Source organism: Stenotrophomonas sp. YJH_SMC_82, from assembly GCF_059368875.1.
In genome coordinates, this window is sequence record NZ_JCAFSE010000004.1 from 365924 (window position 1) to 391063 (window position 25140).

Consider the following 25140-nt stretch of genomic DNA (forward strand, 5'->3'; position numbering starts at 1 on the left):
TAGGGATATTGCCTTGACCGAAACTCGCGCATCAACGCAGGACGGGCCCCCGAAGGCGCCCGTCCCGGCTGTGATCGTCGGCATCCCGCGTCAGCGCGACATCGACTGCTGCGTCTGAATCTGTTCCTGGGTCTGTCGCTGCGACAGTTCGTTGTCCAGCGCCTGGCTATGCCGCGTGCTGTCCTGCAGCGTGTGGTTCGCCGCCTGCGACAGATCGACGTAAGTGCGGTGCATGGCGGGATCGCCAAGCTGGCCCTGCACGGCGAACACGCCCTGGTTGTCCGGCCGCGCCAGCACGGTATCGACCTGGCTCATGCCGGCCAGCTTGGACTCGTAAGCCACCAGGCCTGCGGCGTTCTCGAGCTGGCTGCGGTCATTGAACAGTGGCGCCAGGCCACCCTGGCGGCGTTGTTCTTCCAGCGTTTCCAGCTTTTCCACGACCTGCTGGTAACGCGGGTTGTCGGCGTGGCCGGGGGTGGCCATGGTCGGTTCGGCGGCCCGCTGTTGCTGTTGCGCGGTGGCCTTGTCGAGCGCACCCAGGGTGGTGGCACCGACCTTGCCATCGACGGTGAGCTGGTGCTCACGCTGGAACTGCTTGACCGCTTCCAGGGTGCCGGGCCCGAAATCGCCATCGGCTACCAGTGGCTTGCCGTCCTTGCCCAGATAGCCCAGGTCGGCCAGCTTCTGCTGCATCGCCTTTACCTCATCGCCCCTGGCGCCGCTGACCAGTACGCCGTTGCCGCCGGGCGACCCGTGCGAGGGGGCATGGGTGGGGGTGATGCCCAGCTGGGTCATCGCCCGGTCGAAGCGCTCATCGCGGCTGGTCACCGCGGCCGGCGACTGGATGCCGTACTTGGTGGCATCGACGAAGTTCTGCACGTCGCCGCGGGTCGGTGGATTGCCGGCCTGGACCGTACCGCCCTGCAGCTTTTCCGCGTTGCCGGCCAGATAGCTGATGAACTGCGGGCCCATGCCGCCGAACTGGTTGTCATAGTCGGCCATGGCCAGCTGCAGTTCGGGGTTGGCCGCGATGGCATCGGCGGCGGCCGGGTTGATGGCACGCACCTTGGCGATGGCTTCATCGACGCGCTCGATGGCGCTGTCCAGCTTGTCGTTGGTGAGCTGGTCCATCTTCGCCTGCGGAATGGCCTGCAACTTGGCGTCAAGCGCCGCCAGCTGCCGGGTGCTCAATCCGCCCTGCTGGGACAGCAGTTCGATATCAGCGGCGGTGAAGCCGTTGTCGCGCAGGAAACGCCTGGCCTGCGGATTGCCGCCGACATCGAACTGCACCAGTCCGAACGAGTAGGTGCTTGCGCCTTTCTGCGCGTATGAGAAGTGGTCCAGGTGGCGGGTGTTTCCGCCCAGCTCCGTGTTGAGGAACAGCGTGGACAGCTGTTCACGGGTAAGGGTGGAATCCTTTGCCATGGTCATCGTCCTTCAATGTGGGAAAAAGCGCCGGGCGCACCCAGCGGATGTCAGCCGGCGCAGTGCTGCTGCGTGAAGCCGAGCAGCTGGCGGACGGCCTGGGTGCCGTAGGCGGTCGATGCCGGTTCGAGGGCGAACTGGCCGACCATCTGGTTGCTGCACAACTGCACGTTGCGCTTGCCGGCGGTGGTTTCCTGGATGCAGTTGGCCGCCAGCACGGCGTTGGGGCCACCGCCCACGTTGGTGGCGGCCGTACAGCCCAGCAGGCGGCCTTCCTGGCCGTTTTCTCCCAGCAGCGTGTTGAAGTTCGCCAACTGGCTGTTGGGGTCGCGCAGCACCAGCAGGTCCACGCACTGCTGCTGGCCGTCGGGCACTTCGCAGGCGTCCTGGTCGACCAGGCCGTCGCGCGTGGCCGAGAGCACCTTGAGGCGATCGGCAAATACCTGTTGCAGGCAGTGCGCGTCACCGCACAGGTCGCGCGTATGCTGGATCCAGCGCTGCTGCTCGGCCTGCAGCTTGGCCTTGCCGGCGGCATCGAGGGTGTCGCGTGCGGAGGCTTCAGCCTTGACCAGCTCAGCTTCCTGCTGCAACAGGGCGGGGTCGTTGCAGATCAGGGTCTGCACCTGTGATGCCCCCTCGGCGCAGGCAGCGCTGCTGCCCGTGGCCGCTGCCGGGGTGCTGGTTGCCTTGCCGTCGGTGCTTGCCTGGCCGGTGTTCGCTGCCGGCGCGCTGGCACCGGCATCGCTGCCAGGCGGGCTGCAGGCGGCCAGCAGGGCCACCCAGCACAGGATCATCAGGGGCTTCATCGCCCGGGTCACTCGGTCATTGTTGCGCGGCATGTCCTGTCCTTTGCTGTCAGCGTCCCGGCGCATGGCCTGCAGTTGGCAGTCCATGGGGGCATAGAGACTAGCAAGCGGCTTCTTAGGGCACTGTGACAGGGCGCGCGGATCTGCTGCGGGGCGACGCAACGCAGAACGGGCGCCCGAAGGCGCCCGTTCTGTCTGCATCTGTTGCCGGGGTCAGCGCCCTTTCCTGCGGAAAGGGATCCGACCCCGCCTGCGCCGGTAGTGCCGGCCGCTGGCCGGCACCGCGCACGATCAGTAGCGGTAGTGGTCCGGCTTGAACGGGCCTTCCACCGGCACGCCGATGTAGTCGGCCTGTTCCTGGCTCAGGGTGGTCAGCTTCACGCCGATCTTTTCCAGGTGCAGGCGAGCCACTTCTTCGTCCAGCTTCTTCGGCAGCAGGTACACCTTCTTCTCGTAGCTGTCCTTGTTCGCCCACAGGTCGATCTGTGCCAGGGTCTGGTTGGCGAAGCTGTTGGACATCACGAAGCTCGGGTGGCCGGTGGCGCAGCCCAGGTTCACCAGGCGGCCTTCGGCCAGCAGGAAGATCGCATTGCCGTTCGGGAAGATGTACTTGTCGACCTGCGGCTTGATGTTGACGTGCTTGATGCCGGCGAAGGACACCAGTGCGTCGACCTGGATCTCATTGTCGAAGTGGCCGATGTTGCAGACAATGGCCTGGTCCTTCATCGCGCTCAGGTGCTCGATGCGGATGATGTCGCGGTTGCCGGTGGTGGTGACGTACAGGTCGGCACGGCCCAGGGTCGATTCGATGGTGTTGACTTCATAGCCTTCCATCGCCGCCTGCAGGGCGCAGATCGGGTCGATCTCGGTGACGATCACGCGCGCGCCGTAGGCACGCAGCGACGCGGCGCAGCCCTTGCCGACATCGCCGTAGCCGCAGACCACGGCTACCTTGCCGGCCAGCATCACGTCCATCGCGCGCTTCAGGCCGTCGGCCAGCGACTCGCGGCAGCCATACAGGTTGTCGAACTTGCTCTTGGTGACCGAGTCGTTGACGTTGATCGCCGGGATCAGCAGGGTGCCGGCCTGGGCCAGCTGGTACAGGCGGTGCACGCCGGTGGTGGTCTCTTCGGAGACGCCCTTCCAGTCCTTGACCACGCGGCCCCAGTAACCCGGGCGCTCCTTGGCGACGCGCTTGAGCAGGTTCTTGATGACCTGTTCTTCGTGCGAGGCGGACGCGGTGTTGACCCAGTCGCTGCCGTTCTCCAGTTCGTAGCCCTTGTGGATCAGCAGGGTCACGTCACCGCCGTCGTCCACCACCAGTTCCGGGCCGGTCAGGGTGCCGTCGGCCAGGGTGAAGGTCAGCGCGTCCAGGGTGCAGTCCCAGTACTCTTCCAGGGTCTCGCCCTTCCAGGCGAACACCGGGGTGCCAGTGGCGGCGATGGCGGCAGCCGCGTGGTCCTGGGTCGAGAAGATGTTGCACGAGGCCCAGCGCACGTCGGCGCCGATGTCCTTCAGGGTCTCGATCAGCACCGCGGTCTGGATGGTCATGTGCAGCGAGCCGGTCACGCGCACGCCCTTCAGCGGCAGCTCGGCCTGGTACTTGCGGCGGATCGACATCAGGCCCGGCATTTCGTGCTCGGCGATGTCCAGTTCCTTGCGGCCCCAGTCGGCCAGCGTGATGTCGCGGATCTTGTAATCACCTTCGGTGGAGAAGGTCTTGGCAACAGCGTTCATTCGTGTGCTCCGGTTGTGGGCGAGCGGGTGCTCGCATCTAGCCGGGCGCCGTTGTTACAAAGCCACCTTACCGAGCCTGGCCGGGCCTCATCGGATCCGGTCGCAGCGCCCCTCGGCAGGGGAGAACCCCCATTATATCGCGGCCCCGGCATGACATCCGGATGACCCAACCATCGGCAGATGGGGGCGCGTGCACGGCCTGTTAAGGTCGGTGCTTTCACGCATCACGCAGGTAGAACGATGAGCATGCACGCGCGCCGTACGCGGCGCTGGACCGGCCTGGTCCTGTCGATGGGACTGCTGGCCGTGGCCCCGCTGGCCGTGGCCCCGCTGGCCTGGGCGGTGGCCCCACAGCCCGCTGCAGCACAGGCCCAGGGTGCCAATGGCTACGAACTGCCCTCGGCGGCGCTGCAGGCGGTGGTCGACGCACCGCGCGCGCCGTCGCTGCACCTGTCGCCTCGCCGCGACATGGCCGCGTTGATGCAGATGCCGTCGCTGCCGCCGATCCGGGTGGTGGCGCAGCCGGAACTGAAGCTGGCCGGCCTGCGCATCAACCCGCGCACGTTCTCCGACAGCCGTTTCAGCTTCGGCGAGAAGCTGTGGCTGATGAACGTGGCCGATGGCAAGGAACGGCAGATCAGCGGCCTGCCGGCCACGCTGTCGATCGCCAGCCTGATGTGGTCTCCGGATCAGAAGTGGCTCGCTTTCAACCAGGTCGACGCCACCAGCGGCGCCAACGAACTGTGGCTGGTGGACGTGGCCGCCGGCAGCGCCCGCCGCCTGCTTGCCGGCCTGAACACGGTGATCGGCAGCGGTTACCAGTGGCTGCCGGACAGCCGCGGGCTGGTGGTGTTCACCCGCCCGGCCAACCTCGGTGCGGCCCCGGCCACCGACGGCATCCCGACCGGCCCGGCCGTGCAGCAGACCCGCCAGGGCGATGGCGTGGTGTCGATCCGTACCTACCAGGACCTGCTGAAGAACGAGGCTGACGCGCGCCAGTTCGACTACTACGCCACCACACAGCCGGTGGAAGTCAGCCTGGATGGCAGCACCCGCGCGATCGGCGCGGCCGGCATCTTCATGGGCTTCTCCGTGTCGCCGGATGGCCGCTTCGTGCTGCGGCAGCCGGTGCAGCGCCCGTATTCCTACGTGGTGCCGGTGAGCAGTTTCCCGCGCCGCATTGAAGTGATCGACCGTGCCAGCGGCAAGCTGGTGCATACCGTGGCCGTGCGTCCGCTGGTGGAAGGCCTGCCGACCGGCAACGACGCCGAAGTGACCGGCGTGCGTGACATCGGCTGGCGTGGTGATGCCGACGCGACCCTGGTCTGGGCCGAAGCGCAGGATGGTGGCGACCCGAACAGGGATGCCAAGGTGCGCGATGCGGTGCTGATGCAGGCCGCGCCGTTCGACACACCGCCGGTGACGCTGGCCCAGCTGGGCAGCCGCCTGGCCGGTATCAGCTGGGGCCGTGGCGACCTGGCCCTGCTGACCGAATCGTGGTGGAAGACCCGCAGGACCAAGACCTGGCTGATCGCCCCGGACAATGCCAGCGCCGAACCGCGCCTGCTGTGGGATCGCGATGCGCAGGACCGCTACGCCGATCCGGGCCGGCCGCTGCGGGCCAGCGACGAGCGCGGCCGTTCGCTGCTGCAGACCAGCGCCGATGGCGGCAGCCTGTACCTGGCCGGCGCCGGTGCTTCGCCGGAAGGCGACCGTCCGTTCGTGGACCGCTTCGACATCGCCACGGGCAAGGCAACGCGCCTGTTCCACTCGCAGGCACCGAGCTATGCGCTGCCGGTGGCATTGCTGGACAAGCAGGGCAGTTCGCTGCTGCTGAGCCGCGAGAGCCCGGACGAGCCGGCCAACTTCTACGTGCAGTCGCTGGTCGATGCTGGGAGCGCACCGCGCGCGCTGACCCATTTCGCGCATCCGCTGCCGCAGCTGAAGGGTGTGCAGAAGGAGCAGATCCGCTACAAGCGCAAGGACGGCGTCGACCTGACCGCGACCCTGCTGCTGCCGCCGGGATACGACCCGAAGCGCGACGGCCCGCGCCCGCTGCTGATGTGGGCCTACCCGGGCGAGTTCAAGAGCGCGGCCGCGGCCAGCCAGGTGACCGATTCGCCGTATCGCTTCAATGCGGTCAGCTACTGGGGTCCGCAGGCGTTCCTGGCCAAGGGTTACGTGGTGCTGGCCAGCCCGTCGATGCCGATCATCGGCGAGGGCGACAAGGAGCCGAACGACACCTACATCGAACAGCTGGTGGCCAATGCGCAGGCGGCCGTGGATGAAGTGGTGCGGCGTGGCGTGACCGACCGCGATCACATCGCCATTGGTGGCCATTCGTACGGTGCGTTCATGACGGCCAACCTGCTGGCACACACCCGCCTGTTCAAGGCGGGCATTGCGCGCAGCGGCGCCTACAACCGCACGCTCACGCCGTTCGGCTTCCAGGCCGAGGAGCGCAACTACTGGCAGGCGCAGGACGTCTACCAGAAGATGGCGCCGTTCAATTACGCCGACAGGATCAAGGATCCGATCCTGTTCATCCACGGCGTGGACGACAACAACTCCGGCACGTTCCCGATCCAGAGCGAGCGCATGTTCGCGGCGGTGAAGGGCCTGGGTGGCACCGCGCGGCTGGTGATGCTGCCCAACGAATCGCATGCCTACCGTGCACGCGAATCGATCATGACCATGCTGGCCGAGAGCGAGCGCTGGCTGGAGCAGACCATCGGCCCGGCCGAGCAGGGCACGGCGAAGAAGAAGCGCTGATACGTGCATGAGGGTGGCCGCTGCAACAGCGGCCGCCTGTGCGGCTGCGCCGCCGCCCGAGCATGGGCTCGGGCGCTACACGGTGTCACGCGCCATGACGCTTGTAGAGCCGAGCCCATGCTCGGCTGCGTCCGCCATGGATACGTGCAGATGAAACCATTCTTGCATCGCAGCACGACGCCCGATCTGGGATAGGCTTGGGGTCTGGATCCGTTGACCGAGGCCTGTGCGTCGCCGATGAACGAGTACCGCAGCAGCATCGAGTTTGCTTCTCCCGATCTTCCGCTTCGCGATGACGTGCGCCGGCTCGGCGCACTGGTCGGTGACCTGCTGGTCGAACAGGTTTCGGCCGCTTTTCTCGACGATGTCGAGGACGTGCGCACCCGCGCCATTGCCCGCCGCGAGAACCAGGCGCCGCTGTCGGAGCTGGCCGAAGGGCTGGCCGGGCGCACGCCGCAGCAGGCCGAGACCATGGTGCGGGCCTTCAGCACCTACTTCCAGGTGGTCAACATCGCCGAGCGCGTGCATCGCATCCGCCGCCGCCGTGATTACCAGCGTGCCGGTACCGCCGGGGCGCAGCCCGACGGCCTGCAGGATGCGCTGCAGCACCTGAAGGCGCAGGGCGTGGGCCTGGATGAGCTGGCGCAGTGGCTGCCGCGCATCGACATCGAACCGGTGTTCACCGCGCACCCGACCGAAGCGGTGCGCCGCGCGCTGCTGGAGAAAGAGCAGCTGATGGTGGCCAGCCTGGTCGACAACCTCGACGGCCAGCGCACGCCGGGGGAAGCGGCCGCCGATGCTGCGCGCTTCCGCATGGCGCTGACCGCTTCGTGGCAAACCACCGATTCCTCGCCGGTGCGGCCTACCGTCGATGACGAGCGCGAGCACGTCGGCTTCTATCTGGTGCAGGTGCTGTACCGGGTGATCCCGGTGCTGTACGAATCGCTGCAGCAGGCGCTGCGCGATACCTACGGCGAAGAACTGCCGCTGCCGCGCCTGCTGCGCTTCGGTACGTGGGTGGGCGGCGACATGGACGGCAACCCGAACGTGGATGCCCACACCATCCGCACTACGCTGGACGCGCAGCGGCAGGCCGTGCTGGGTCGCTACCAGAAGGAACTGCTGCAGCTGGCCAGCCTGCTCAGCCAGTCCACCGAGCGGGTGGGCGTGAGCGAGGCGCTGCAGGCGCGCGTGGCGCACTACCAGCAGCTGCTGCCGCAGGTGCAGTCGCGCCCGCGCCATGCCGACATGCCGTACCGCCTGCTCAACGACCGCATGCGCGCACGCCTGCAGGCCACGTTGGATGACGGCGAAGGCGCCTACGCCGGTCCGGACGAACTGATCGACGACCTGCAGCTGATCCTCGACAGCCTGCGCGCCAACCGCGGCGAACATGCCGGTGGCTTCGCCGTGCAGCGCCTGCTGTGGCGGGTGAAGACCTTCGGCTTCCACCTGGCGCGGTTGGACGTGCGCCAGGAATCGAGCGTGCACGCGCGCGCGCTGGCCACGGTGCTGGGCGGCGACGCAGCGTGGGACGGTCTGGATGCCTTGGGCCGCGCACGCCTGCTGGCGCCGCATGCCAGTGGTGACGCGCCGTTGCCGAAGGGCGACGACGAAGGCAACCGGCGACTGGACGCCGTGTTCGCCGCACTGGCCGATGCCCGTGCGCGGCATGGTGGCGATGCACTGGGCAGCTACATCATCTCGATGGCACATGACCGCAGCGACGTGCTGGCGGTGCTGGCGCTGGCGCGCCGTGGCGGCCTGGTGGAAGAGAACGGATCAGTACCGCTGGATATCGCGCCGCTGTTCGAAACGGTGGAGGACCTCAAGCGCGGCACCGCGACCCTGCGTGATCTGCTGGCCGACCCGATCTATCGCGCGCACCTGCGAGCGCGCGATGACGTGCAGATGGTGATGCTGGGCTATTCGGACAGCAGCAAGGACGGTGGCATCGCCGCATCGCGCTGGGGCCTGCAGCGTGCACAGGTGGAGCTGCTGGAGGTGGCGGCCGAGGCCGGCATCCGCCTGACCTTCTTCCATGGCCGTGGCGGCTCGATCAGCCGCGGTGGCGGCAAGACCACGCACGCGGTGGACGCATCGCCGCGCGGCAGCATCGATGGCCGCCTGCGGGTGACCGAGCAGGGCGAGGTGATCCATCGCAAGTACGGCATCCGTGCGCTGGCCCTGCGCTCGCTGGAGCAGGCCACCGGTGCGGTGCTGCGTGCCAGCCTGCGCCCGCGTGCCGCCGAGCCGCGCGAGGATGAGTGGCGACCGGTGATGGACGCGGTGGCATCGGCCAGCAGCGAGGTATATCGCGCGTTCGTTGGCCAGGCCGGCTTCATGGACTACTTCCGCACCGCCACGCCGATCGACGTGATCGAACGCATGACGCTGGGCTCGCGGCCATCGCGCCGGCTCGGCCAGGACGCCGCGCTGGGCAACCTGCGTGCGATTCCCTGGGTGTTCGCCTGGAGCCAGGCGCGCGCGGTGATTCCCGGTTGGTACGGCGTGGGCAGTGGCCTGCAGGCGGCGGTTGATGCCGGCCACGAACAGACCCTGCGCGAGATGGCGCGGGACTGGCCGTTCTTCCGCACCTTCCTGGACGACATCGCGATGGTGCTGTCCAAGGGCGATATCACCATCGCCGAGCAGTTTTCGCTGTTGTCGGGTGAACGGCACGGGCACTTCTTCCCGCAGGTGCAGCGCGAACTGGAACTCACCCGGCACTGGCTGCTGGCGCTGATGGACCAGCGGACGCTGCTCGACCACGATGCGCGGCTGGCGCTGTCGATCCGCCTGCGCAATCCCTACGTCGATCCGATCAGCGTGCTGCAGGTGGACCTGTTGCAGCGCTGGCGGGCCAGCGGGCGCGAGGATGACGGGTTGCTGCGCGCGCTGGTGGCCTGCGTGAACGGTGTTGCGCAGGGCGTGCAGAACACCGGTTGATCCGCATCCGCCGGGCATGGCCCGGCGAATTCGCAACTACCTCATTCCTCCGGTGACGGCGGATTCGATGCCAGCAGTTCCAGATGGCGCTGTTCCATTTCCTGGCGCAGCTGGCGGCGGATCTGCGCGGCGGCCTGGCGGCGCTTCTCGTCGGACGTCGCCGGCTGCAGGGGCGGGACGGGCGTCGGCCGGCCTTCCTCATCCACGGCCACCATGGTGAAGAAGCAGCTGTTGGCGTGGCGCACGCTGCGCTTGAGGATGTCCTCGGCCACCACCTTGATGCCGATCTCCATCGACGAGGTGCCGGTATGGTTCACCGACGCCAGGAAGGTGACCAGCTCGCCCACCGCGATCGGCTGGCGGAACATCACCTGGTCCACCGACAGGGTGACCACGTAGCTGCCGGCGTAACGGCTGGCGCAGGCGTAGGCAACCTGGTCGAGCAGGCGCAGGATGGCGCCGCCGTGGACCTTGCCGGAGAAATTGGCCATCTCCGGCGACATCAGCACGGTCATGGACAGCTGGTGGGTTTTCAGTTCGGTCGACATGCGGCGATTGTATCGGCGTGGCGTAGCTCTTGTAGAGCCGAGCCCATGCTCGGCTGCTCTTGTCGCAGGAAAAAGAAAGCCGAGCATGGGCTCGGCTCTACAGAAAGCAGAAGGGCCGCGTGAGCGGCCCTTCGTGTTTCTTACTTCAGCTTCGCATCGGCGCGCAGGGCGGCGGCGCGGTCGGTCTTCTCCCAGGAGAAGGCCGTGGCGTTGACGGTCTCGCCTTCGCCGTTGAGGTAGCTGAACTCCTTCGGCTTGCGGCCGAAGTGGCCGTAGGCCGCGGTCTGCTGGTACATCGGGTGCACCAGGTCCAGCATCTTGATGATGCCGTACGGGCGCAGGTCGAAGTGCTTGCGGATCAGCTTCTCGATCTTGTCGTCGCTGATCTTGCCGGTGCCGAAGGTGGTGACCGAGATCGAGGTCGGCTCAGCCACGCCGATGGCGTAGGAGACCTGCACTTCGCAACGGTCGGCCAGGCCGGCGGCCACCACGTTCTTGGCGACGTAGCGGGCCGCGTAGGCTGCCGAACGGTCGACCTTGGACGGGTCCTTGCCGGAGAAGGCACCACCACCGTGACGGGCCCAGCCGCCGTAGGTGTCGACGATGATCTTGCGGCCGGTCAGGCCGCAGTCGCCCACCGGGCCACCGATCTCGAACTTGCCGGTCGGGTTGATGTGGAACTTGGTGCCCTTGTGCAGCCACTTGGCCGGCAGCACCGGCTTGATGATCTCTTCGCGGACGGCCTCGATGAGGTCCTTCTGCTTGATGCCGGGGGCGTGCTGGGTCGACAGGACCACGGCGTCGATGGCCGAGACCACGCCGTTTTCATAGCGCAGGGTGACCTGACTCTTGGCGTCCGGACGCAGCCACGACAGCGGCGAGTTCTTCTTCTTGCGGATCTTGGCCTGCTGCTCGACCAGGCGGTGCGACAGGTGGATCGCGGCCGGCATGTAGCTGTCGGTCTCGTTGGTGGCATAGCCGAACATCAGGCCCTGGTCGCCAGCGCCCATTTCTTCCGGCTTCTTGCGATCCACGCCCTGGGCGATGTGCGGCGACTGCTTGCCGATCAGGTTCAGCACGCCGCAGGTGGCGCCGTCGAAACCGACGTCGGAGCTGTCGTAGCCGATGTCCGTGATGACCTTGCGGGTCAGCGCTTCCAGGTCGATCCAGGCGCTGGTGGTGATTTCACCGGCCACGATGGCAACGCCGGTCTTGACCATGGTCTCGCAGGCCACGCGGGCGCGCTGGTCCTGGGTCAGGATCGCGTCCAGCACCGCATCGGAGATCTGGTCGGCAACCTTGTCCGGATGGCCTTCGGAGACCGACTCGGAGGTGAAGAGATAGCTGGACATCAGGCGTAATATCCCTTGATTCGGATGGAAAGATGGGCGCGCATGATACACGGGGTGCGCCGCCTGTGCATTGTGAACCTGTGCCGGTTGCCGGTGGTTAAGCCCGCGTAGGCCTGGAGGGGCCGTCCCTTGGGGATTGGGGCCCAGCCTTGAGGCCCAGTGTTCCACCAGCGTGACAACAGACGGGACGGCTGCCGGCCCCGACCGCGCAGGCGGCGACCTCGCCGCGAAGGCGGGCCGGCCGTCATCGTTCTGCCCCGAAACCGCCATCTGGCTGCCGCCTGCCGGGCGCAGGCTGTCGGCCAATCCGGCCGCCGGGCATCAGTGGATCCGCCATGCAGGAACTCGAACAGCGTCTCCAGCAACGTTTCCCCGATTGGTTCCATGGCCGTCGCGGCCAACTGGCGCGGCCGCTGCTGCGCAGCGTCGGGCGCTGGTCGCGCCTGGACCAGATCGAAGCCTTCCTGCAGCGCAGCTCAGGACTGCGCGGCTTCGGTTTCGTCGCCGCCGGCCTGGAATTCATCGGCGGCCAGTACCAGGTGGATCCGGCCGCGCTGGCCAGGATCCCGGCCACCGGCCGCCTGCTGATCGTCGCCAACCACCCCTCCGGGGCACTGGATGCCCTCGCACTGCTGGACGCGGTTGGCCGTATCCGCCGCGACGTGCGGATCGTGGCCAACGATCTGCTGGGGGCGATCGCGCCGCTGCAGGACCTGCTGCTGCCGGTGCGCATCCTCGGTGGCAAGGCCCGGCGCGGCAGCCTGCATGCGGTGGAGGAAGCATTGGCCGCCGAGCAGTGCGTGATCGTGTTCCCGGCCGGCGAGGTCTCGCGCCTGTCGCTGCGCGGCATCCGCGATGGCCGTTGGCAGCGCGGGTTCGTCCGCTTTGCCCGCGCGGCCGCTGCGCCGGTGCTGCCGGTGCGGGTGGAAGCGCGCAACTCGGCGCTGTTCTACGGCGCCTCGACCCTGTTCAAGCCGGCCGGCACCGCGCTGCTGGCGCGCGAAATGTTCGCCCGTCGTGGCCGCCCGCTGCGGCTGAGCATCGGCGAGCCGATGCAGCTGGGCAAGGGCGGTGACCCGGGCGCACAGCTGCTGGCGGTGCGCCGCGCGCTGTACGCGCTGGGCCGCAACGGCGCGGCCGGCAATGCCGCTGCGTGCGCAGGCCCCGAGCCATTGGCGTCTCCGGTGCCGCCTTCGCAGGTCGCCGCCGGCATTGCCGCGGCCACCCAGCTGGGCCAGACCGCCGATGGCAAGCAGATCCTGTTGGCGACCTGTACCGCCGATTCACCGCTGCTGCTGGAACTGGGCCGCCTGCGCGAGCTGACCTTCCGCCAGGTGGGCGAGGGCACCGGGCGCAGCCGCGACCTGGACGCCTACGATCCGCAGTACGAGCACATCGTGATCTGGGACGCGGCGGCGCAGCGCATTGCCGGTGCCTACCGCATCATGCGCGGCGCCCAGGCCCTGGCCCGGCACGGCCTGTCCGGGCTCTACAGCGCGTCGCTGTTCCGCTATTCCGACGATGCCATCACCCACATTGCCGAGGGCCTGGAGCTGGGCCGCAGCTTCGTGGTGCCCGATTACTGGGGCAGCCGCAGCCTGGACTACCTGTGGCAGGGCATCGGCGCCTACCTGCAGTGCCGGCCGGGCATCCGCTACCTGTTCGGCGCGGTCTCGATCAGCGCAGCGCTGCCGCGCGATGCGCGCGAGCAGCTGGTGGCCTACTACCAGCGCTACTACGGCGGAACCGCCGGGTTGGCCGAATCGAACCGCCCCTTCCAGTACTTCGCCGCACCGCCAAGTTTCGGCGAGCTGGATGCGGGTGCCGCGTTCGATGTGCTCAAGGCCAACCTGGCCGCACTGGGTACCGGCGTGCCGACGCTGTACCGCCAGTACACCGATCTGTGCGAACCCGGCGGCGCGCGCTTCCTCGCCTTCGGTGTGGACCCGGACTTCAGCGATTCGATCGACGGCCTGATCGAAGTGGACCTGTGCGCGATCCGGCCGAACAAGCGCAAACGCTACCTGCGCGACACGGGTGCGCCGGCATGAGCACGCTGGCGAACCTGTCGCCGCACCGGCGCGCAGTGTTCGTCTCCGACGTGCACCTGGGCTCACGTCATTGCCATGCCACCGAGCTGGCGCGGTTCCTCTCGCAGCTGCGCTGCGAGCGGTTGTACCTGGTCGGCGACATCATCGACCTGTGGTGGATGGCGCATCGCCGCGCCAACTGGCGGCAGTCGCACAGCGAAGTCATCCAGGCCCTGCACGCGCTGCGCCGTGCAGGGACCGAGATCATCTACATTCCCGGCAACCACGATGCCTCGCTGCGCCAGGTGTGCGGGCTGATGTTGCCGGCCATGCAGGTGCGCCGCCGTGCCATCCACGTGACCGCCGATGGCCGCCGGCTGCTGGTCGCGCATGGCGACGACTACGACGGCGTGACCCATTTCGGTGGCCTGCAGGAAAAGTTCGGCGACTGGCTGTACTACCGCATCCTGACCGGCAACCAGGCGCTGAACGCGGTACGGCGCCGGCTTGGCATGCGCTACTGGTCGCTGTCGGAGTTCCTGAAGAAGCGCAGCGGGGCCGCCGAACGCTACATCGAGCGCTTCGTGCAGGCCGGGCTGGACGACGTGCGCCGGCGCGGCCTGGATGGCATCGTCTGCGGCCACATCCACCGCGCGGCGCTGGTCGAACGCGATGGCCTGGTCTACGCCAACGACGGCGACTGGGTGGAGAGCCTGACCGCACTGGCCGAGGACCATGATGGTGCGCTGCGCCTGCTCGACCACAACGGCCAGACCCTGGTGGAACTGCCAGGCGCGCGGTTGTCGCAGGCGGCGTAACGCGCGTCTGTCCTACTGTAGAGCCGAGCCCATGCTCGGCTGACGTGGCGCCGAACGAAGCGCAGCCGAGCATGGGCTCGGCTCTACATGCACCGCCCGCAAGCCGCTAGCATCGGCCCATGGACTCCCTGACCCAGATCGTGCTCGGTGGCGCCGTCGCCGCTGCCATCGCCCCGCCCGGACATCGCCGTGCGGCCCTGCTCGCTGGTGCCGCGCTTGGCACCCTGCCGGACCTCGACGCGCTGTGGCTCGGTTTCACCGCAGCCGATCCGGTGGCGAACATGATCGAGCACCGCAGTTTCAGTCATTCGCTGCTGGTACTGCCATGGGTGGCGGCATTGATCTGGTGGCTGTTCAAGCGCTTCGGCAATGGCCGCGTCGCGCAGTCACCGCTGCGCTGGTTCTGGGCGATCCAGCTGGCGCTGGTCACCCATCCGGTGCTGGATGCGTTCACCGTGTATGGCACCCAGTTGTGGTGGCCGCTGCGCCCGCATCCGACCATGGGATCCAGTGTCTTCATCATCGACCCGGGGTATACGGTGTGGCTTCTGCTGGGCTGCGTGCTGGCCTGGTTCGGCCGCGCCCGGCCCTGGGCGGGCAAGGTGCTGGGCGTGGCCCTGCTGCTCAGCAGTGGCTACCTGGGCTGGGGCCTGATCGCCAAGTCACAGGTCGACCGTGCCGCACAGCAGAGCCTGGCCGCGATGGGCCTGGGAGATGCGCCGCGCTTCTCGGTACCGATGCCGTTCAACACCCTGCTGTGGCGGGTGGTGGCGATGACGCCCAATGGCTACGTGGTGGGTGACCGCTCGCTGGTGGCCGACCACCGGCCGATGCGGTTCGAAGGCCATGCGTCCAACGTACAGGCCTTGCGCGAAGCGCAGGCCATCCCGGCGGTGCAGCAGCTGACGTGGTTCAACCGCGGTTTCATGCGTGCGCAGGTGGTTGACGGCCGGTTGGTGCTGAGTGACCTGCGCATGGGGCTGGAGCCGGACTACACCTTCAACTTCGTCGTGGCCGGGCAGGCCGACGGGCAGTGGCGGGCGATCGTTCCCGAGCAGGTGCGGGTGGACTACAGCAGTCCCGCCGCGCGTGCCGACGCCGGTCGCCGCCTGGCGGCGATGTGGCAGCGGATCTGGCAGGAGCCGGCGGCGGCGCCGGGCGCGGCCGACCACACCGCCGTGCATTGATCACTGGATCCACGCATGGCGTGGCTCTACGGCCCCGATCGGCAGCAGAACACCGGATCAATACACCGTGGCGCGGCCCTGGACGAACGAGTAGAAGAACACGGCGTTCGGGTCGTTCTGCACCAGGCGGAACTCGCGGCGCATGCCTTCCACGGTTTCCTCGTCCACCGAGCCGGCCTGCAGCAGCTGGTCGGCGGCCGACAGCAGGAGCTGTTCCCAGAACGCGATCATCGTCTTGCGACGCGCCGGTTCGCGGTTGTCCAGGTGGATGGTCTTGATCTCGGTGTGCACGTCGCGGAAGCCGCCGGCCAGCAGCAGGTTGCCCAGCTTTGCACCGACGAACGGGTCACCGCCATGGTCGTACTGGAAGTCGTTGAAGGCCATCCAGTAGCGCCAGATGTGCGGCGAGTACGGGTCGAGCAGGAACGAGGCATTCATCACTTCGGTGATGTAGACCGGCGAACCCGGTGCCAGCACGCGGCGCACTTCGCTCAGCACCCGCGCCGGTGAAGGCACGTGTTCCAGCACCCAGCACAGGAACGCCGAGTCGAAGCTGCGTGCCTCGAACGGCAGCTCGCCGGCGTCGGCCTGCTGCAGGGTGTATCGGTCGCTGCACCACGGCGTGCGCGCCAGGTTCTCGCGCGCGGTGGCCAGCTGCGTTTCGCTCAGGTCCACGCCGGTCACGTGCAGCTCGGGGAAGCGGCGCAGCAGGATCTCGGTCTGCGCACCGACGCCACTGCCGACTTCCAGCAGGCGCCGCGCGCCGCTGTAGTCGATCTGGCCGAAGATGCTCGATTCCAGCAGCCGGGCCTGGGTCATCAGGCGCTGCTGTTCGGTGCCGGAAAATCCGTGCAGGTAGGTCGGGGAGGAAATCGGCGGGGTCATGGAGGCGGGCTCTCGGAGTTCAATTCGGTCGAGCAGGCTCGACGTTGCGACGCGGCGGGGGCGGTCAGGCGGCCGAAGACAGCGCCGGTTCCCCGGCGATCAGGCGGTCGAAGTACTCGGTGGTCAGCGCGATCTGGCCCTGCGGGTCTTCGGCACGGTTGACCACGGCGCGGAAGGCGGCGTTCTCCGGCCGGTCCTTGGCATACCAGCCCAGGTGCTTGCGCGCGATGCGCACGCCCTGCGGCTCGCCATAGAACGCATGCAGCGCATGCAGGTGGCCGAGCAGGATGTCGCGCACTTCCGCCAGCGACGGCGGTGGCAGTTCCTCGCCGGTGGCAAGGTAGTGCGCCACTTCGCGGAAGATCCACGGCCGGCCCTGCGCGGAGCGGCCGATCATCACTGCATCCACCCCGGTCTGCTGCAGCACGTGGGCGGCCTTCTGCGGTGAATCGATGTCACCGTTGGCGATCACCGGGATGCGCAGCGCAGCCTTGATCTCGCCGATGGTGGCGTACTCGGCCTGGCCGGTGTAATGCTGGTCGCGGGTGCGGCCATGCACGGCCAGTGCGGCGATGCCGCTGGCCTCGGCGATGCGGGCGATCACCGGGCCATTGCGATGGTCGCAGTCCCAACCGGTGCGGATCTTCAGCGTGACCGGCACGTCCACTGCGTTGACCACGGCTTCGAGGATGCGCGCCACCAGCTGCTCGTCGCGCATCAGCGCCGAGCCCGCCCACGCGTTGCACACCTTCTTGGCCGGGCAGCCCATGTTGATGTCGATGATCTGCGCGCCGTGGTCGACGTTGTAGCGCGCGGCCTCGGCCAGCTGCTGCGGCTCGGTGCCGGCGATCTGCACGCTGATCGGGGCCGGCTCGCCGTCATGGTCCATGCGGTGGATCGACTTTCGCGTGTTCCAGAAGCGCGGGTCGCTGATGGTCATTTCCGAGGCGGCCAGTCCCGCACCCAGCCGTTTGCACAGCAGGCGGAAGGGCTTGTCGGTGACGCCGGCCATGGGTGCCAGCACGACGTTGGGGGCAATGGTGTACGGGCCGATCTGCATGCGCCCATTGTAGGGTGCGGGCGGCGGTACGGCCGTGCCGCGCGCGGTCCGGTTCAGGCCGATCGGCACCGACCTCATGCCGTACCGGCATCAGCAGATGCTTGACGGTTGCTTCCGCCGCCCCCACGGGCGGGCGATGGTGGGCGGCTACCCCAGGCTCTGCCAGGCCTGGCGGGTACCCAGCGCGAAGGCCAGCCCCAGGCCCAGGCAGACCAGCGAGCTGACCGCCCAGAAGCGCGTGCCGTTGTACCCCGGCCGGAACAGCGCCAGGCCGAAGCCCATCGCGGCACGCAGCAACAGCAGCGCGGCGATGCCGGGCAGGACCAGGCGGCTGGCCGGCAGCGGCGAATGCCAGCCCGCGGCGGCCAGTGCGTACAGGGTCCAGGCCACCAGCACGGCAGTGATGACCGCGGTCATCAGCGGTGGCCACCAGTGCCCCGCATGCGCCAGCCGGACCACGCGCTGGCCGGCACCGAAGTACCTGTACCACGCGGCGCCGAAGGCGATGCAGCCGATATGCAGCAGCGCCGCCACGGCACTGCCGGCGGCCGCGACCAGCAGCCAGGGGAATCCGTCCATGTCCTGCCCGTGCGAGGAAGCTGCGCGGATGGTGGGCCAGGGGCAGGATGTGGGCAATGCGACAGGCGGTCGCAGGGGCTGGGCAATGGGCAAAAGAATGGCCCGGGTGTCTGCACACCCGGGCCTTGTCATCCACGCGTGGCGTGGAATTACCTGGCTTCAGCGTCGGCCGGGGTGAAGCGCGGCATCGCCGCAGCGGCGCCTTCCTTCTCGGTCGAACGGCCGGCGAACTGGTTGGCGAAGCGCACGTGGCGGGCGAACGGGGCGTCGGCCACCTGCGCCAGCGACGCGGCCAGCGCACCGTTGAAGGCGTCACCGGCACCGGTGGTGTCGATCGCCTGCACCTGTTCGGCACCCACGCGGTAGTACGGCTGGGTATCGCCGCGCAGGTTCTCGTCGGCATGCGACACGAACACGCCCACCGAACCCAGGGTCACCACCACGGTGCCGTTGCCGACCAGCTTGCGGCACAGCGCGTGCAGGCTGGCGCCATCCAGCGCGGCGACGTCGTTGGCATCCACGCGCTCACCGACATGGCGGCCGAGCAGGGCAGCGAACTCGGTTTCGTTCGGGGTGATCACATCGGCCAGCTTGAGCAGGCCGATGGTCGAGGGCGCATCGGCCGGTGCGGTATTGAGCACGGTGGTGACACCGGCCTCGCGGGCCGTGGCCAGCGCCGCTTCGATGGTCTGCACCGGCGATTCCAGCTGCACCAGCACCACCTTGGCGCGGGTCAGCAGGGCCTGCTGCTGTTGCAGGAAATCGGTGCCCAGCGCGGCGTTGGCACCCGGGCCGATCACGATGGTGTTGCGGCCACGCGCGTCCACGTAGATGCCCGCGGTGCCGGTCGGTTCGCTGCTGGCCTCGGCGATCAGCGCGAAGCCATCCTGCGCAGCCAGTTCACGCGCGGTGGCGCCACCGGCGTCATCGCCCAACGCGCACACGAAGTGCGTGTCGGCACCGGCGCGGCAGGCCGCCACCGCCTGGTTGAAGCCCTTGCCCCCGGGGCCGGTGCTGTAGCGGCCGGCAATGGTCGCACCCGGTGCCGGCAGCGACTCACACCGCCACACGTGATCGACATTGAAGGAACCGACGACAACGACACTGCTGCTCATAGGGAATCTTTTCTCAACCAAGGGTTCAACTGAAGTGCGTCAGCACGCCGGCGATGGTCGCCGTCATGAAGGTGGCAATGGTACCGCCCAACACCGCGCGCAGGCCGAACTTGGCCAGGTCGTGGCGACGTTCCGGGGCCAGGCCGCCGATGCCGCCGATCTGGATCGCGATCGAGCTGAAGTTGGCAAAGCCGCACAGCGCGTAGGTGGCGATCAGGCGACCTTCCTCGGACAGGCTCACGCCGGCCACCTGGCCGTTCACGATCTGCGACAGTTCGGTGTAGGCGACGAATTCGTTGATCACGACCTTCTGGCCGATCAGCGAACCGACGGTGGTGGCATCAGCCCACGGGGTACCGATCACCCAGGCGATCGGGGCCAGCACGTAACCGAAGATGGTCGACAGGTTGGTCGGCTTGCCGATGGCAGCGGCCAGGCCGGTCACCTCGCCGATCCAGGTCAACGGGGCGTTCAGCAGCGCGATCAGGGCGATGAAGGCCAGCAGCATCGCGCCGATGTTCAGCGCCAGCTTCAGGCCGTCACCGGCACCGGCAGCGGCCGCGTCGATGATGTTGCTGGAGGTCTTTTCGACTTCCATCTTCACCGTGCCGCGGGTCAGCGGGGTGCCGGTTTCCGGAATCAGCAGCTTGGCCACGACCAGGGTGGCCGGTGCGGCCATGATGCTCGCTGCCAGCAGGTGCTTGGCGTAGAAGGCCTGCTGCGCCGGGTCGCCACCGCCGAGCATGCCCACATAGGCCGCCAGCACGCCGCCGGCGATGTGGGCCATGCCGCCGATCATCATGGTCAGCAGCTCGGACTGGGTCATCCTGGCGATGTACGGGCGCACGGTCAGCGGCGCCTCGGTCTGGCCGATGAAGACGCTGGCGCAGACGCTGGTGGTTTCCGCGCCGGACACGCGCATCACCTTGGTGATCGACCACGCCATCACGCGCACGATCGCCTGCATGACGTTGAGGTGGTACATCACCCCCATCAGCGCCGAGAAGAAGATGATGGTCGGCAGCACCTGGAAGGCGAAGATGAAGCCGTAGTTCTTGGTGTCCATCAACGAGCCGAAGATGAAGCCCGAGCCTTCATTGACGAAGCTGAGAACCTTGACGAAGCCCTTGCCCAGCGCATCGAACACGTCGCGGCCGCCCGGCACCAGGATCACCAGCGCCGCGAACGCGATCTGCAGGGTGATACCGGTGGCAACCAGCTTCCAGTCAACCGCACGCTTGTTGTTGGAAAACAACCAGGTGATGCCGATCAGCACCGCCAACCCGAACAGGCCGAAGCCGATCCTGCCCAAACCTTCGACCATGTGAGTGACTCCCCTGGGGCGTCGCGAAAAACGGGAAGCCTAGTGCAGGGCAGGGGCCGGGGCAAGAAAAAGCAGCGTGCGCGCATCTATCGGTACCGATCAGGCCAGCAACGGCAAGGGCTTGCGGCCGGCGGCGGCAGGTAGAATGGGGCTCGATCCCGGCCCGGATGCGGGCCCGCAGCAGGAGATTCGCATGCAATACCGTCGCCTGGGCTCCACCGGCCTGCCGATTTCCGCCCTGTCCTTCGGCGCCTGGGTGACCTTCGGTGACCAGATCCCGCGCGACGAGGCCCGCAACCTGGTGGCCGCCGCCTGGGACCACGGCGTCAACTTCTTCGACAACGCCGAGGGCTATGCCAACGGCCGCGCCGAACAGGTGATGGGCGATGTGATCGCCGACCTGCGCCTGCCGCGCGACGGCATCTGCGTCTCCAGCAAGGTGTTCTTCGGCAGCGCCAAGGACCCACGGCCGACCCAGCGCGGCCTGTCGCGCAAGCATGTGACCGACGCCTGCCATGCGGCGCTCAAGCGCCTGCGGGTGGACTACCTGGACCTTTATTACTGCCATCGCCCGGATCCGGACGCGCCGGTCGCCGAGACCGTGCATGCCATGGATACCCTGGTGCGGCAAGGCAAGATCCTCTACTGGGGGACCTCGGAGTGGTCGGCGGTGCAGATCCAGCAGGCGCTGGACATCGCCGAGGCGCGCAACCTGCAGGGCCCGTCGATGGAGCAGCCGCAGTACAACCTGCTGCACCGCGAACGGGTCGAGGTCGAGTACGCGCCGCTGTATGCCGGTGCCGGCCTGGGCACCACCATCTTCTCGCCGCTGGCCTCGGGCCTGCTGAGTGGCAAGTACGACCAGGGCATTCCGGCCGATGCGCGGCTGGGCCGCGAGGGCATGGAATGGCTGCAGGCGCTGGTGCTGGGTGACGACGCCGAGGCCCGCCTGGCCCAGGTGCGCCGCTTCAGCGAAGTGGCGCGTGCGCTGGGGCAGGCGCCGGCCACGCTGGCCATCGCCTGGTGCCTGCGCAACCCGAACGTCTCCAGCGTGATCCTCGGTGCCAGCCGGGTCAGCCAGCTGCTGCAGAACCTGCAGGCGCTGGAGGTGCTGGAGCAGGTCGACGCCGCCGGCTGGGCCGACGTCGAAGCCGCCTTCGCCTGAACCCGGGGGCCGACCGGGCCTCGGGGGCCTCGGTAGAGTCGACTCTACACGGCTGCGCCGCCATTTGATTGACATGATCTATCGAATTTCAGAATTCGATCATTAATCTCATCAATCAAATTGAGAATGGTTGTTGATTGTCAACTGAGAATCATTATCATTTGACTCGTCCCTCGCACGAGTCCAGATGCTCATGAATGCTCAACCTGTACTGCTGCGCCCCGAAACGCTGACCCTCCGCGATCGTCCGGTCCGTGTCGTTCCGCCGGAAGAGGTCATCGACAGCGAAGCCCTGCTCAAGGGCCGTCGTGAAATCCTGATCCAGCACGGCGACCGCTTCTATCGCCTGCGGCACACCAGCAACGACAAGCTGATCCTGACCAAGTAATCGCGGCCTGGTCGCCCCCCCCCCTCCCTCCTGCCGGCCGCGCCGGCAGGGTGGGCGACCCGTCCGCTCCCGCTCTCTCCCCCTCGGTCTACCGCGTGCACCCTCCGGGTGTGCCGGTAACCGGGGGTTCCCCTGCCTGACCGAACGAACCCGATGACCCGCCCTACCGCCCTTTGCCTTGCCGTCTGGATGGCCCTGCCGCTGTCCGCCCATGCTGCTGCCGCGGCCACCGCCGCGCCCGATGCGCGCGAATTCGACCGTGTGCAGGTCACCGCCACCCGCACCGAGCGGGCGGTGAGCGATGTGGCGGCCACCGTGGACGTCATCGACCGCGAGCAGATGGACCGGCACCTGGTGCAGGACATCAAGGATCTGCTGCGCTACGAGCCGGGCCTGTCGGTCAGCCGCAGCGCCGCGCGCTTCGGCCTTGGCAGCATCCGCATCCGTGGCCTGGACGGCAACCGCGTGCGCGTGCAGACCGACGGCATCGCCATGCCCACCAGCTTCAACATCGGCTCGTTCTCCAACGCCAACCGCAACTTCACCGATCTGGATACGCTCAAGCGCGTGGAGATCGTGCGCGGCCCGGCCAGCTCGCTGTATGGGTCCGACGCGCTCGGGGGTGTGGTGGCCTTCGTCACCAAGGATCCGGCCGATTATCTGAAGGATGGCAAGGACAGCTACGTCGGCCTGAAGTTCGGCTACGACGGTGAGTGGAAGGGCCTGCTCGGCGGCGTGACCAGCGCGTTCGGCGGCGAACACTGGAGCGGCATGGTCAACATCAACCATCGCCAGGGCCAGGAAACCGGCAACAAGGGTGATGTACGCAGCCTCGACAACACCCGCACCGCGCCCAACCTGCAGGACCGCGATGGTCGCAGTGGCCTGGCCAAGCTGGTCTATGCACCCAGCCAGGACCAGCGCTTCCGCCTGACCGTGGAAGGCAACGAAGACAACACCGATACCAACGTGCTGTCCTCGATCGACCGCACCACCACCACCGGCATGAAGGCGCGCGATACGCAGAACCGCACCCGCGTGTCGTTCGCCCATGAAATGGATGCGCTGGACAAGGGCTTCGCCGACAGCCTGCATTGGCAGCTGTATACCCAGCACAGCGAAACCACCCAGATCACCGATGAGGACCGCGCCAACCGCAGCCGCCGCCACCGCGAGTTCAGCTTCGACCAGCGCGTCTACGGCCTGCAGGCGCAGTTCAACAAGGCGTTCAGCACCGGCAGCGTCGAACACGCGCTGACCTACGGTTTCGAGGGCGCGCATACCGAGATCCGCCAGAAGCGCGACGGCTACCAGGTGTTGGCCAATGGCCAGACCAGCACCACCATCCTGCCCGACGCCTTCCCGGTGCGCGATTTCCCGATCAGCAAGACCACCGAGCTGGGCCTGTACGCACAGGACGAAATGCGCATGGCCAACGGCAAGCTGTCGCTGGTGCCGGGCGTGCGCGTGGACCGCTACGAGCTGAAGCCGGAGGTGGACAGCATCTTCGCCGACGACAATCCCGGCGTTGCGGTGGCCAGGCTGACCAAGACCAGCGTCTCGCCGAAGCTGGGCATGGTCTATCGCTTCACCGACGAATGGTCGCTGTTTGCCGGCTATTCGCATGGCTTCCGCTCGCCGCCGTACAACGACGTCAACCTGGGCTTCACCAACTTCGCCTTCGGTTACACCGCCATTCCCAATCCGGACCTGAAGCCGGAAACCAGTGACGGCCTGGAGCTGGGCCTGCGCTTCCTGTCGCCGGCGGCCTACGTCAGCCTCAGCGGCTACTACAACGAGTACAAGGACTTCATCGAGTCGCAATCGCTGGTCGGCACCAACGCCCAGGGCCTGATGGTGTTCCAGTCGCGCAACATCGCGGATGCGCGCATCTATGGTGCCGAAATGAAGGCCGGCGTCGACTTCGGCCAGATCAGCCCGGCGCTGCAGGGCTGGGCGCTGCGCAGCTCGGTGGCCTGGTCGCGCGGCGACAACAGGACCGAAGACACCCCGCTGGATTCGGTCGACCCGCTGCGTGGCACCGTCGGCCTGATGTACGACACCGACACCTGGGGCGTCGAACTGGCCGGTACCTTCGTCAAGCGCAAGGACCGCGTCACCGCCGCCACGGTGTACCGCCCGGCCGGCTACGGCGTGGCCGACCTGATGGCGCACTGGAACTTCGCCCCGGGCGCCACCTTCAACGTCGGCGTGTTCAACCTGGGCGACAAGCGTTACATCGACTGGTCCAACGTGGGTTCGACGCTGTCGCCGGGCAGCCGCGTGCTGGACCGCTATACCAACCCGGGCCGCACCCTCTCCGCCAGCCTTGCCGTTTCCTGGTGACCTCATGAGCCGAGCCTTGTCCGCACGCAGGAACGACGCCATCGCCGCGCAGGGCAGCGCGGCCTGGCCGACGCCGGCACAGCTGGCCACGCTCGGCACCGTGTTGTGCCTGTACCGCGCCGACGGCAACGAGCTCGGTGGCTGGCGCCAGGCAGTACGCGTGCATGCCTGCCAGGGCGTGGACAGCGAGGGCGTGCGCGAAAGCCTGTGCTTCCTCGATGCCCGCGGCCGCTGCGTGTGGCGGCTGTACCTGTTGCCCGACAGCGATTTCCTGGCCTGGGACCGGCTGGTCGCGGCGCTGCCGCCGGGCCCGGAGCATGACAGCGAGGGCAGTGTCGGCGAACGCCTGTGGCGGCGCCTGGCCGGCCATCTCGGTGGCCAGCGCTGGCGACTGTGTGCGCTGCGCCTGCATGCCGCCGACGACGGCCGCACCCTGGCTGCAAGCCTGTCGACGTTGTCCTCGCTGGGCGCAGCCACCGCGCGTCGCATCGCGCGGCTGGAAGGTGCCGAAGGCGAGCTGGCGATCGACGATTGCTGCTGCGCCGATGCTGCACGTCGCTCGGCGCCGCGGGTTCCCGGCGACCTGCCGCTGATCCGGCTGTAACCCTTTCCCGATGGAACGCCTGTCGGCCACGGACGGCCTCTCACTGCATC

General features: G+C 67.8%; 19 protein-coding genes and 1 riboswitch. Of the genes, 9 read left to right on the forward strand and 10 right to left on the reverse strand.

Annotation, left to right across the window (positions count from 1 at the left end; genetic code table 11):
* Positions 1 to 90 precede the first annotated feature (90 nt).
* From AC5P53_RS16955 to ahcY, 3 genes are all read right to left on the reverse strand, one after another.
* Positions 91 to 1425 carry a peptidoglycan-binding domain-containing protein gene (locus AC5P53_RS16955; protein WP_241887626.1) on the reverse strand — a complete coding sequence of 445 codons (1335 nt, stop codon included), beginning with the start codon at positions 1423 to 1425 and terminating at the stop codon, positions 91 to 93.
* Between the two features lie 50 nt (positions 1426 to 1475).
* Positions 1476 to 2264: a lysozyme inhibitor LprI family protein gene (locus AC5P53_RS16960; protein ID WP_241887627.1), complete on the reverse strand. Its 789-nt coding sequence runs from the start codon at positions 2262 to 2264 to the stop codon at positions 1476 to 1478.
* 258 nt (positions 2265 to 2522) lie between these two features.
* Entirely contained in the window at positions 2523 to 3968 is a 1446-nt protein-coding gene (ahcY, locus tag AC5P53_RS16965; RefSeq protein WP_014645960.1) for an adenosylhomocysteinase, read from the reverse strand.
* Between the two features lie 36 nt (positions 3969 to 4004).
* Positions 4005 to 4088, reverse strand: a riboswitch (S-adenosyl-L-homocysteine riboswitch).
* 120 nt (positions 4089 to 4208) lie between these two features.
* Here ahcY and AC5P53_RS16970 point away from each other — a divergent pair.
* Together AC5P53_RS16970 and ppc are read left to right on the forward strand one after the other, a co-directional pair.
* Positions 4209 to 6740: a prolyl oligopeptidase family serine peptidase gene (locus AC5P53_RS16970; protein WP_241887628.1), complete on the forward strand. Its 2532-nt coding sequence runs from the start codon at positions 4209 to 4211 to the stop codon at positions 6738 to 6740.
* A 237-nt stretch (positions 6741 to 6977) separates the two neighbouring features.
* Complete coding sequence (gene ppc, locus AC5P53_RS16975; protein ID WP_241887636.1) at positions 6978 to 9689, forward strand: phosphoenolpyruvate carboxylase; 2712 nt, start codon at positions 6978 to 6980, stop codon at positions 9687 to 9689.
* 41 nt (positions 9690 to 9730) lie between these two features.
* Here the strand turns inward: ppc and AC5P53_RS16980 are convergent, their stop codons facing one another.
* Both AC5P53_RS16980 and metK read right to left on the reverse strand, forming a co-directional pair.
* Positions 9731 to 10237: an acyl-CoA thioesterase gene (locus AC5P53_RS16980; RefSeq protein WP_010481883.1), complete on the reverse strand. Its 507-nt coding sequence runs from the start codon at positions 10235 to 10237 to the stop codon at positions 9731 to 9733.
* A 140-nt stretch (positions 10238 to 10377) separates the two neighbouring features.
* Positions 10378 to 11589: a methionine adenosyltransferase gene (gene metK, locus AC5P53_RS16985; RefSeq protein WP_010481882.1), complete on the reverse strand. Its 1212-nt coding sequence runs from the start codon at positions 11587 to 11589 to the stop codon at positions 10378 to 10380.
* A gap of 335 nt (positions 11590 to 11924) precedes the next feature.
* Here metK and olsF point away from each other — a divergent pair, with 335 nt between their 5' ends.
* From olsF to AC5P53_RS17000, 3 genes are all read left to right on the forward strand, one after another.
* A complete protein-coding gene (gene olsF, locus AC5P53_RS16990; RefSeq protein WP_241887629.1) occupies positions 11925 to 13640 on the forward strand; it encodes a bifunctional ornithine lipid synthase OlsF in 1716 nt (571 codons plus the stop codon).
* Entirely contained in the window at positions 13637 to 14437 is an 801-nt protein-coding gene (locus AC5P53_RS16995; RefSeq protein WP_005412268.1) for a UDP-2,3-diacylglucosamine diphosphatase, read from the forward strand. Before olsF ends, AC5P53_RS16995 begins: the two co-directional genes overlap by 4 nt.
* Before the next feature lie 119 nt (positions 14438 to 14556).
* Complete coding sequence (locus AC5P53_RS17000) at positions 14557 to 15624, forward strand: metal-dependent hydrolase (protein WP_046428852.1); 1068 nt, start codon at positions 14557 to 14559, stop codon at positions 15622 to 15624.
* A 57-nt stretch (positions 15625 to 15681) separates the two neighbouring features.
* Here the strand turns inward: AC5P53_RS17000 and AC5P53_RS17005 are convergent, their stop codons facing one another.
* From AC5P53_RS17005 to AC5P53_RS17025, 5 genes are all read right to left on the reverse strand, one after another.
* Positions 15682 to 16509, reverse strand: coding sequence for a class I SAM-dependent methyltransferase (locus tag AC5P53_RS17005; RefSeq protein ID WP_005415318.1), 828 nt, complete (start codon positions 16507 to 16509; stop codon positions 15682 to 15684).
* A 64-nt stretch (positions 16510 to 16573) separates the two neighbouring features.
* Complete coding sequence (gene dusB / locus AC5P53_RS17010; protein ID WP_046428891.1) at positions 16574 to 17569, reverse strand: tRNA dihydrouridine synthase DusB; 996 nt, start codon at positions 17567 to 17569, stop codon at positions 16574 to 16576.
* Positions 17570 to 17716: 147 nt separating this feature from the next.
* Positions 17717 to 18148 carry a hypothetical protein gene (locus AC5P53_RS17015; RefSeq protein ID WP_014645966.1) on the reverse strand — a complete coding sequence of 144 codons (432 nt, stop codon included), beginning with the start codon at positions 18146 to 18148 and terminating at the stop codon, positions 17717 to 17719.
* 149 nt (positions 18149 to 18297) lie between these two features.
* Positions 18298 to 19263 carry a ribokinase gene (locus tag AC5P53_RS17020; protein ID WP_014645967.1) on the reverse strand — a complete coding sequence of 322 codons (966 nt, stop codon included), beginning with the start codon at positions 19261 to 19263 and terminating at the stop codon, positions 18298 to 18300.
* 25 nt (positions 19264 to 19288) lie between these two features.
* On the reverse strand, positions 19289 to 20587 hold the full coding sequence (locus tag AC5P53_RS17025; RefSeq protein WP_014645968.1) for a NupC/NupG family nucleoside CNT transporter: 1299 nt from the start codon (positions 20585 to 20587) through the stop codon (positions 19289 to 19291).
* Positions 20588 to 20780: 193 nt separating this feature from the next.
* Here AC5P53_RS17025 and AC5P53_RS17030 point away from each other — a divergent pair, with 193 nt between their 5' ends.
* From AC5P53_RS17030 to AC5P53_RS17045, 4 genes are all read left to right on the forward strand, one after another.
* Entirely contained in the window at positions 20781 to 21752 is a 972-nt protein-coding gene (locus tag AC5P53_RS17030) for an aldo/keto reductase (RefSeq protein ID WP_014645969.1), read from the forward strand.
* A 193-nt stretch (positions 21753 to 21945) separates the two neighbouring features.
* On the forward strand, positions 21946 to 22140 hold the full coding sequence (gene hemP / locus AC5P53_RS17035; RefSeq protein ID WP_005412278.1) for a hemin uptake protein HemP: 195 nt from the start codon (positions 21946 to 21948) through the stop codon (positions 22138 to 22140).
* Positions 22141 to 22293: 153 nt separating this feature from the next.
* On the forward strand, positions 22294 to 24486 hold the full coding sequence (locus tag AC5P53_RS17040; protein WP_369334247.1) for a TonB-dependent hemoglobin/transferrin/lactoferrin family receptor: 2193 nt from the start codon (positions 22294 to 22296) through the stop codon (positions 24484 to 24486).
* A 4-nt stretch (positions 24487 to 24490) separates the two neighbouring features.
* Complete coding sequence (locus tag AC5P53_RS17045; RefSeq protein ID WP_032956720.1) at positions 24491 to 25090, forward strand: hemin transporter; 600 nt, start codon at positions 24491 to 24493, stop codon at positions 25088 to 25090.
* Positions 25091 to 25140 lie beyond the last annotated feature (50 nt).

What these genes read in the sequence shown, in the direction of transcription:
- AC5P53_RS16955 (WP_241887626.1), bottom strand. Translation starts at nt 1,425, where the DNA reads ATGGCAAAGGATTCCACCCTTACCCGTGAACAGCTGTCCACGCTGTTC.
- AC5P53_RS16960 (WP_241887627.1), bottom strand. Translation starts at nt 2,264, where the DNA reads ATGCCGCGCAACAATGACCGAGTGACCCGGGCGATGAAGCCCCTGATG.
- ahcY (WP_014645960.1), bottom strand. Translation starts at nt 3,968, where the DNA reads ATGAACGCTGTTGCCAAGACCTTCTCCACCGAAGGTGATTACAAGATC.
- AC5P53_RS16970 (WP_241887628.1), top strand. Translation starts at nt 4,209, where the DNA reads ATGAGCATGCACGCGCGCCGTACGCGGCGCTGGACCGGCCTGGTCCTG.
- ppc (WP_241887636.1), top strand. Translation starts at nt 6,978, where the DNA reads ATGAACGAGTACCGCAGCAGCATCGAGTTTGCTTCTCCCGATCTTCCG.
- AC5P53_RS16980 (WP_010481883.1), bottom strand. Translation starts at nt 10,237, where the DNA reads ATGTCGACCGAACTGAAAACCCACCAGCTGTCCATGACCGTGCTGATG.
- metK (WP_010481882.1), bottom strand. Translation starts at nt 11,589, where the DNA reads ATGTCCAGCTATCTCTTCACCTCCGAGTCGGTCTCCGAAGGCCATCCG.
- olsF (WP_241887629.1), top strand. Translation starts at nt 11,925, where the DNA reads ATGCAGGAACTCGAACAGCGTCTCCAGCAACGTTTCCCCGATTGGTTC.
- AC5P53_RS16995 (WP_005412268.1), top strand. Translation starts at nt 13,637, where the DNA reads ATGAGCACGCTGGCGAACCTGTCGCCGCACCGGCGCGCAGTGTTCGTC.
- AC5P53_RS17000 (WP_046428852.1), top strand. Translation starts at nt 14,557, where the DNA reads ATGGACTCCCTGACCCAGATCGTGCTCGGTGGCGCCGTCGCCGCTGCC.
- AC5P53_RS17005 (WP_005415318.1), bottom strand. Translation starts at nt 16,509, where the DNA reads ATGACCCCGCCGATTTCCTCCCCGACCTACCTGCACGGATTTTCCGGC.
- dusB (WP_046428891.1), bottom strand. Translation starts at nt 17,569, where the DNA reads ATGCAGATCGGCCCGTACACCATTGCCCCCAACGTCGTGCTGGCACCC.
- AC5P53_RS17015 (WP_014645966.1), bottom strand. Translation starts at nt 18,148, where the DNA reads ATGGACGGATTCCCCTGGCTGCTGGTCGCGGCCGCCGGCAGTGCCGTG.
- AC5P53_RS17020 (WP_014645967.1), bottom strand. Translation starts at nt 19,263, where the DNA reads ATGAGCAGCAGTGTCGTTGTCGTCGGTTCCTTCAATGTCGATCACGTG.
- AC5P53_RS17025 (WP_014645968.1), bottom strand. Translation starts at nt 20,587, where the DNA reads ATGGTCGAAGGTTTGGGCAGGATCGGCTTCGGCCTGTTCGGGTTGGCG.
- AC5P53_RS17030 (WP_014645969.1), top strand. Translation starts at nt 20,781, where the DNA reads ATGCAATACCGTCGCCTGGGCTCCACCGGCCTGCCGATTTCCGCCCTG.
- hemP (WP_005412278.1), top strand. Translation starts at nt 21,946, where the DNA reads ATGAATGCTCAACCTGTACTGCTGCGCCCCGAAACGCTGACCCTCCGC.
- AC5P53_RS17040 (WP_369334247.1), top strand. Translation starts at nt 22,294, where the DNA reads ATGACCCGCCCTACCGCCCTTTGCCTTGCCGTCTGGATGGCCCTGCCG.
- AC5P53_RS17045 (WP_032956720.1), top strand. Translation starts at nt 24,491, where the DNA reads ATGAGCCGAGCCTTGTCCGCACGCAGGAACGACGCCATCGCCGCGCAG.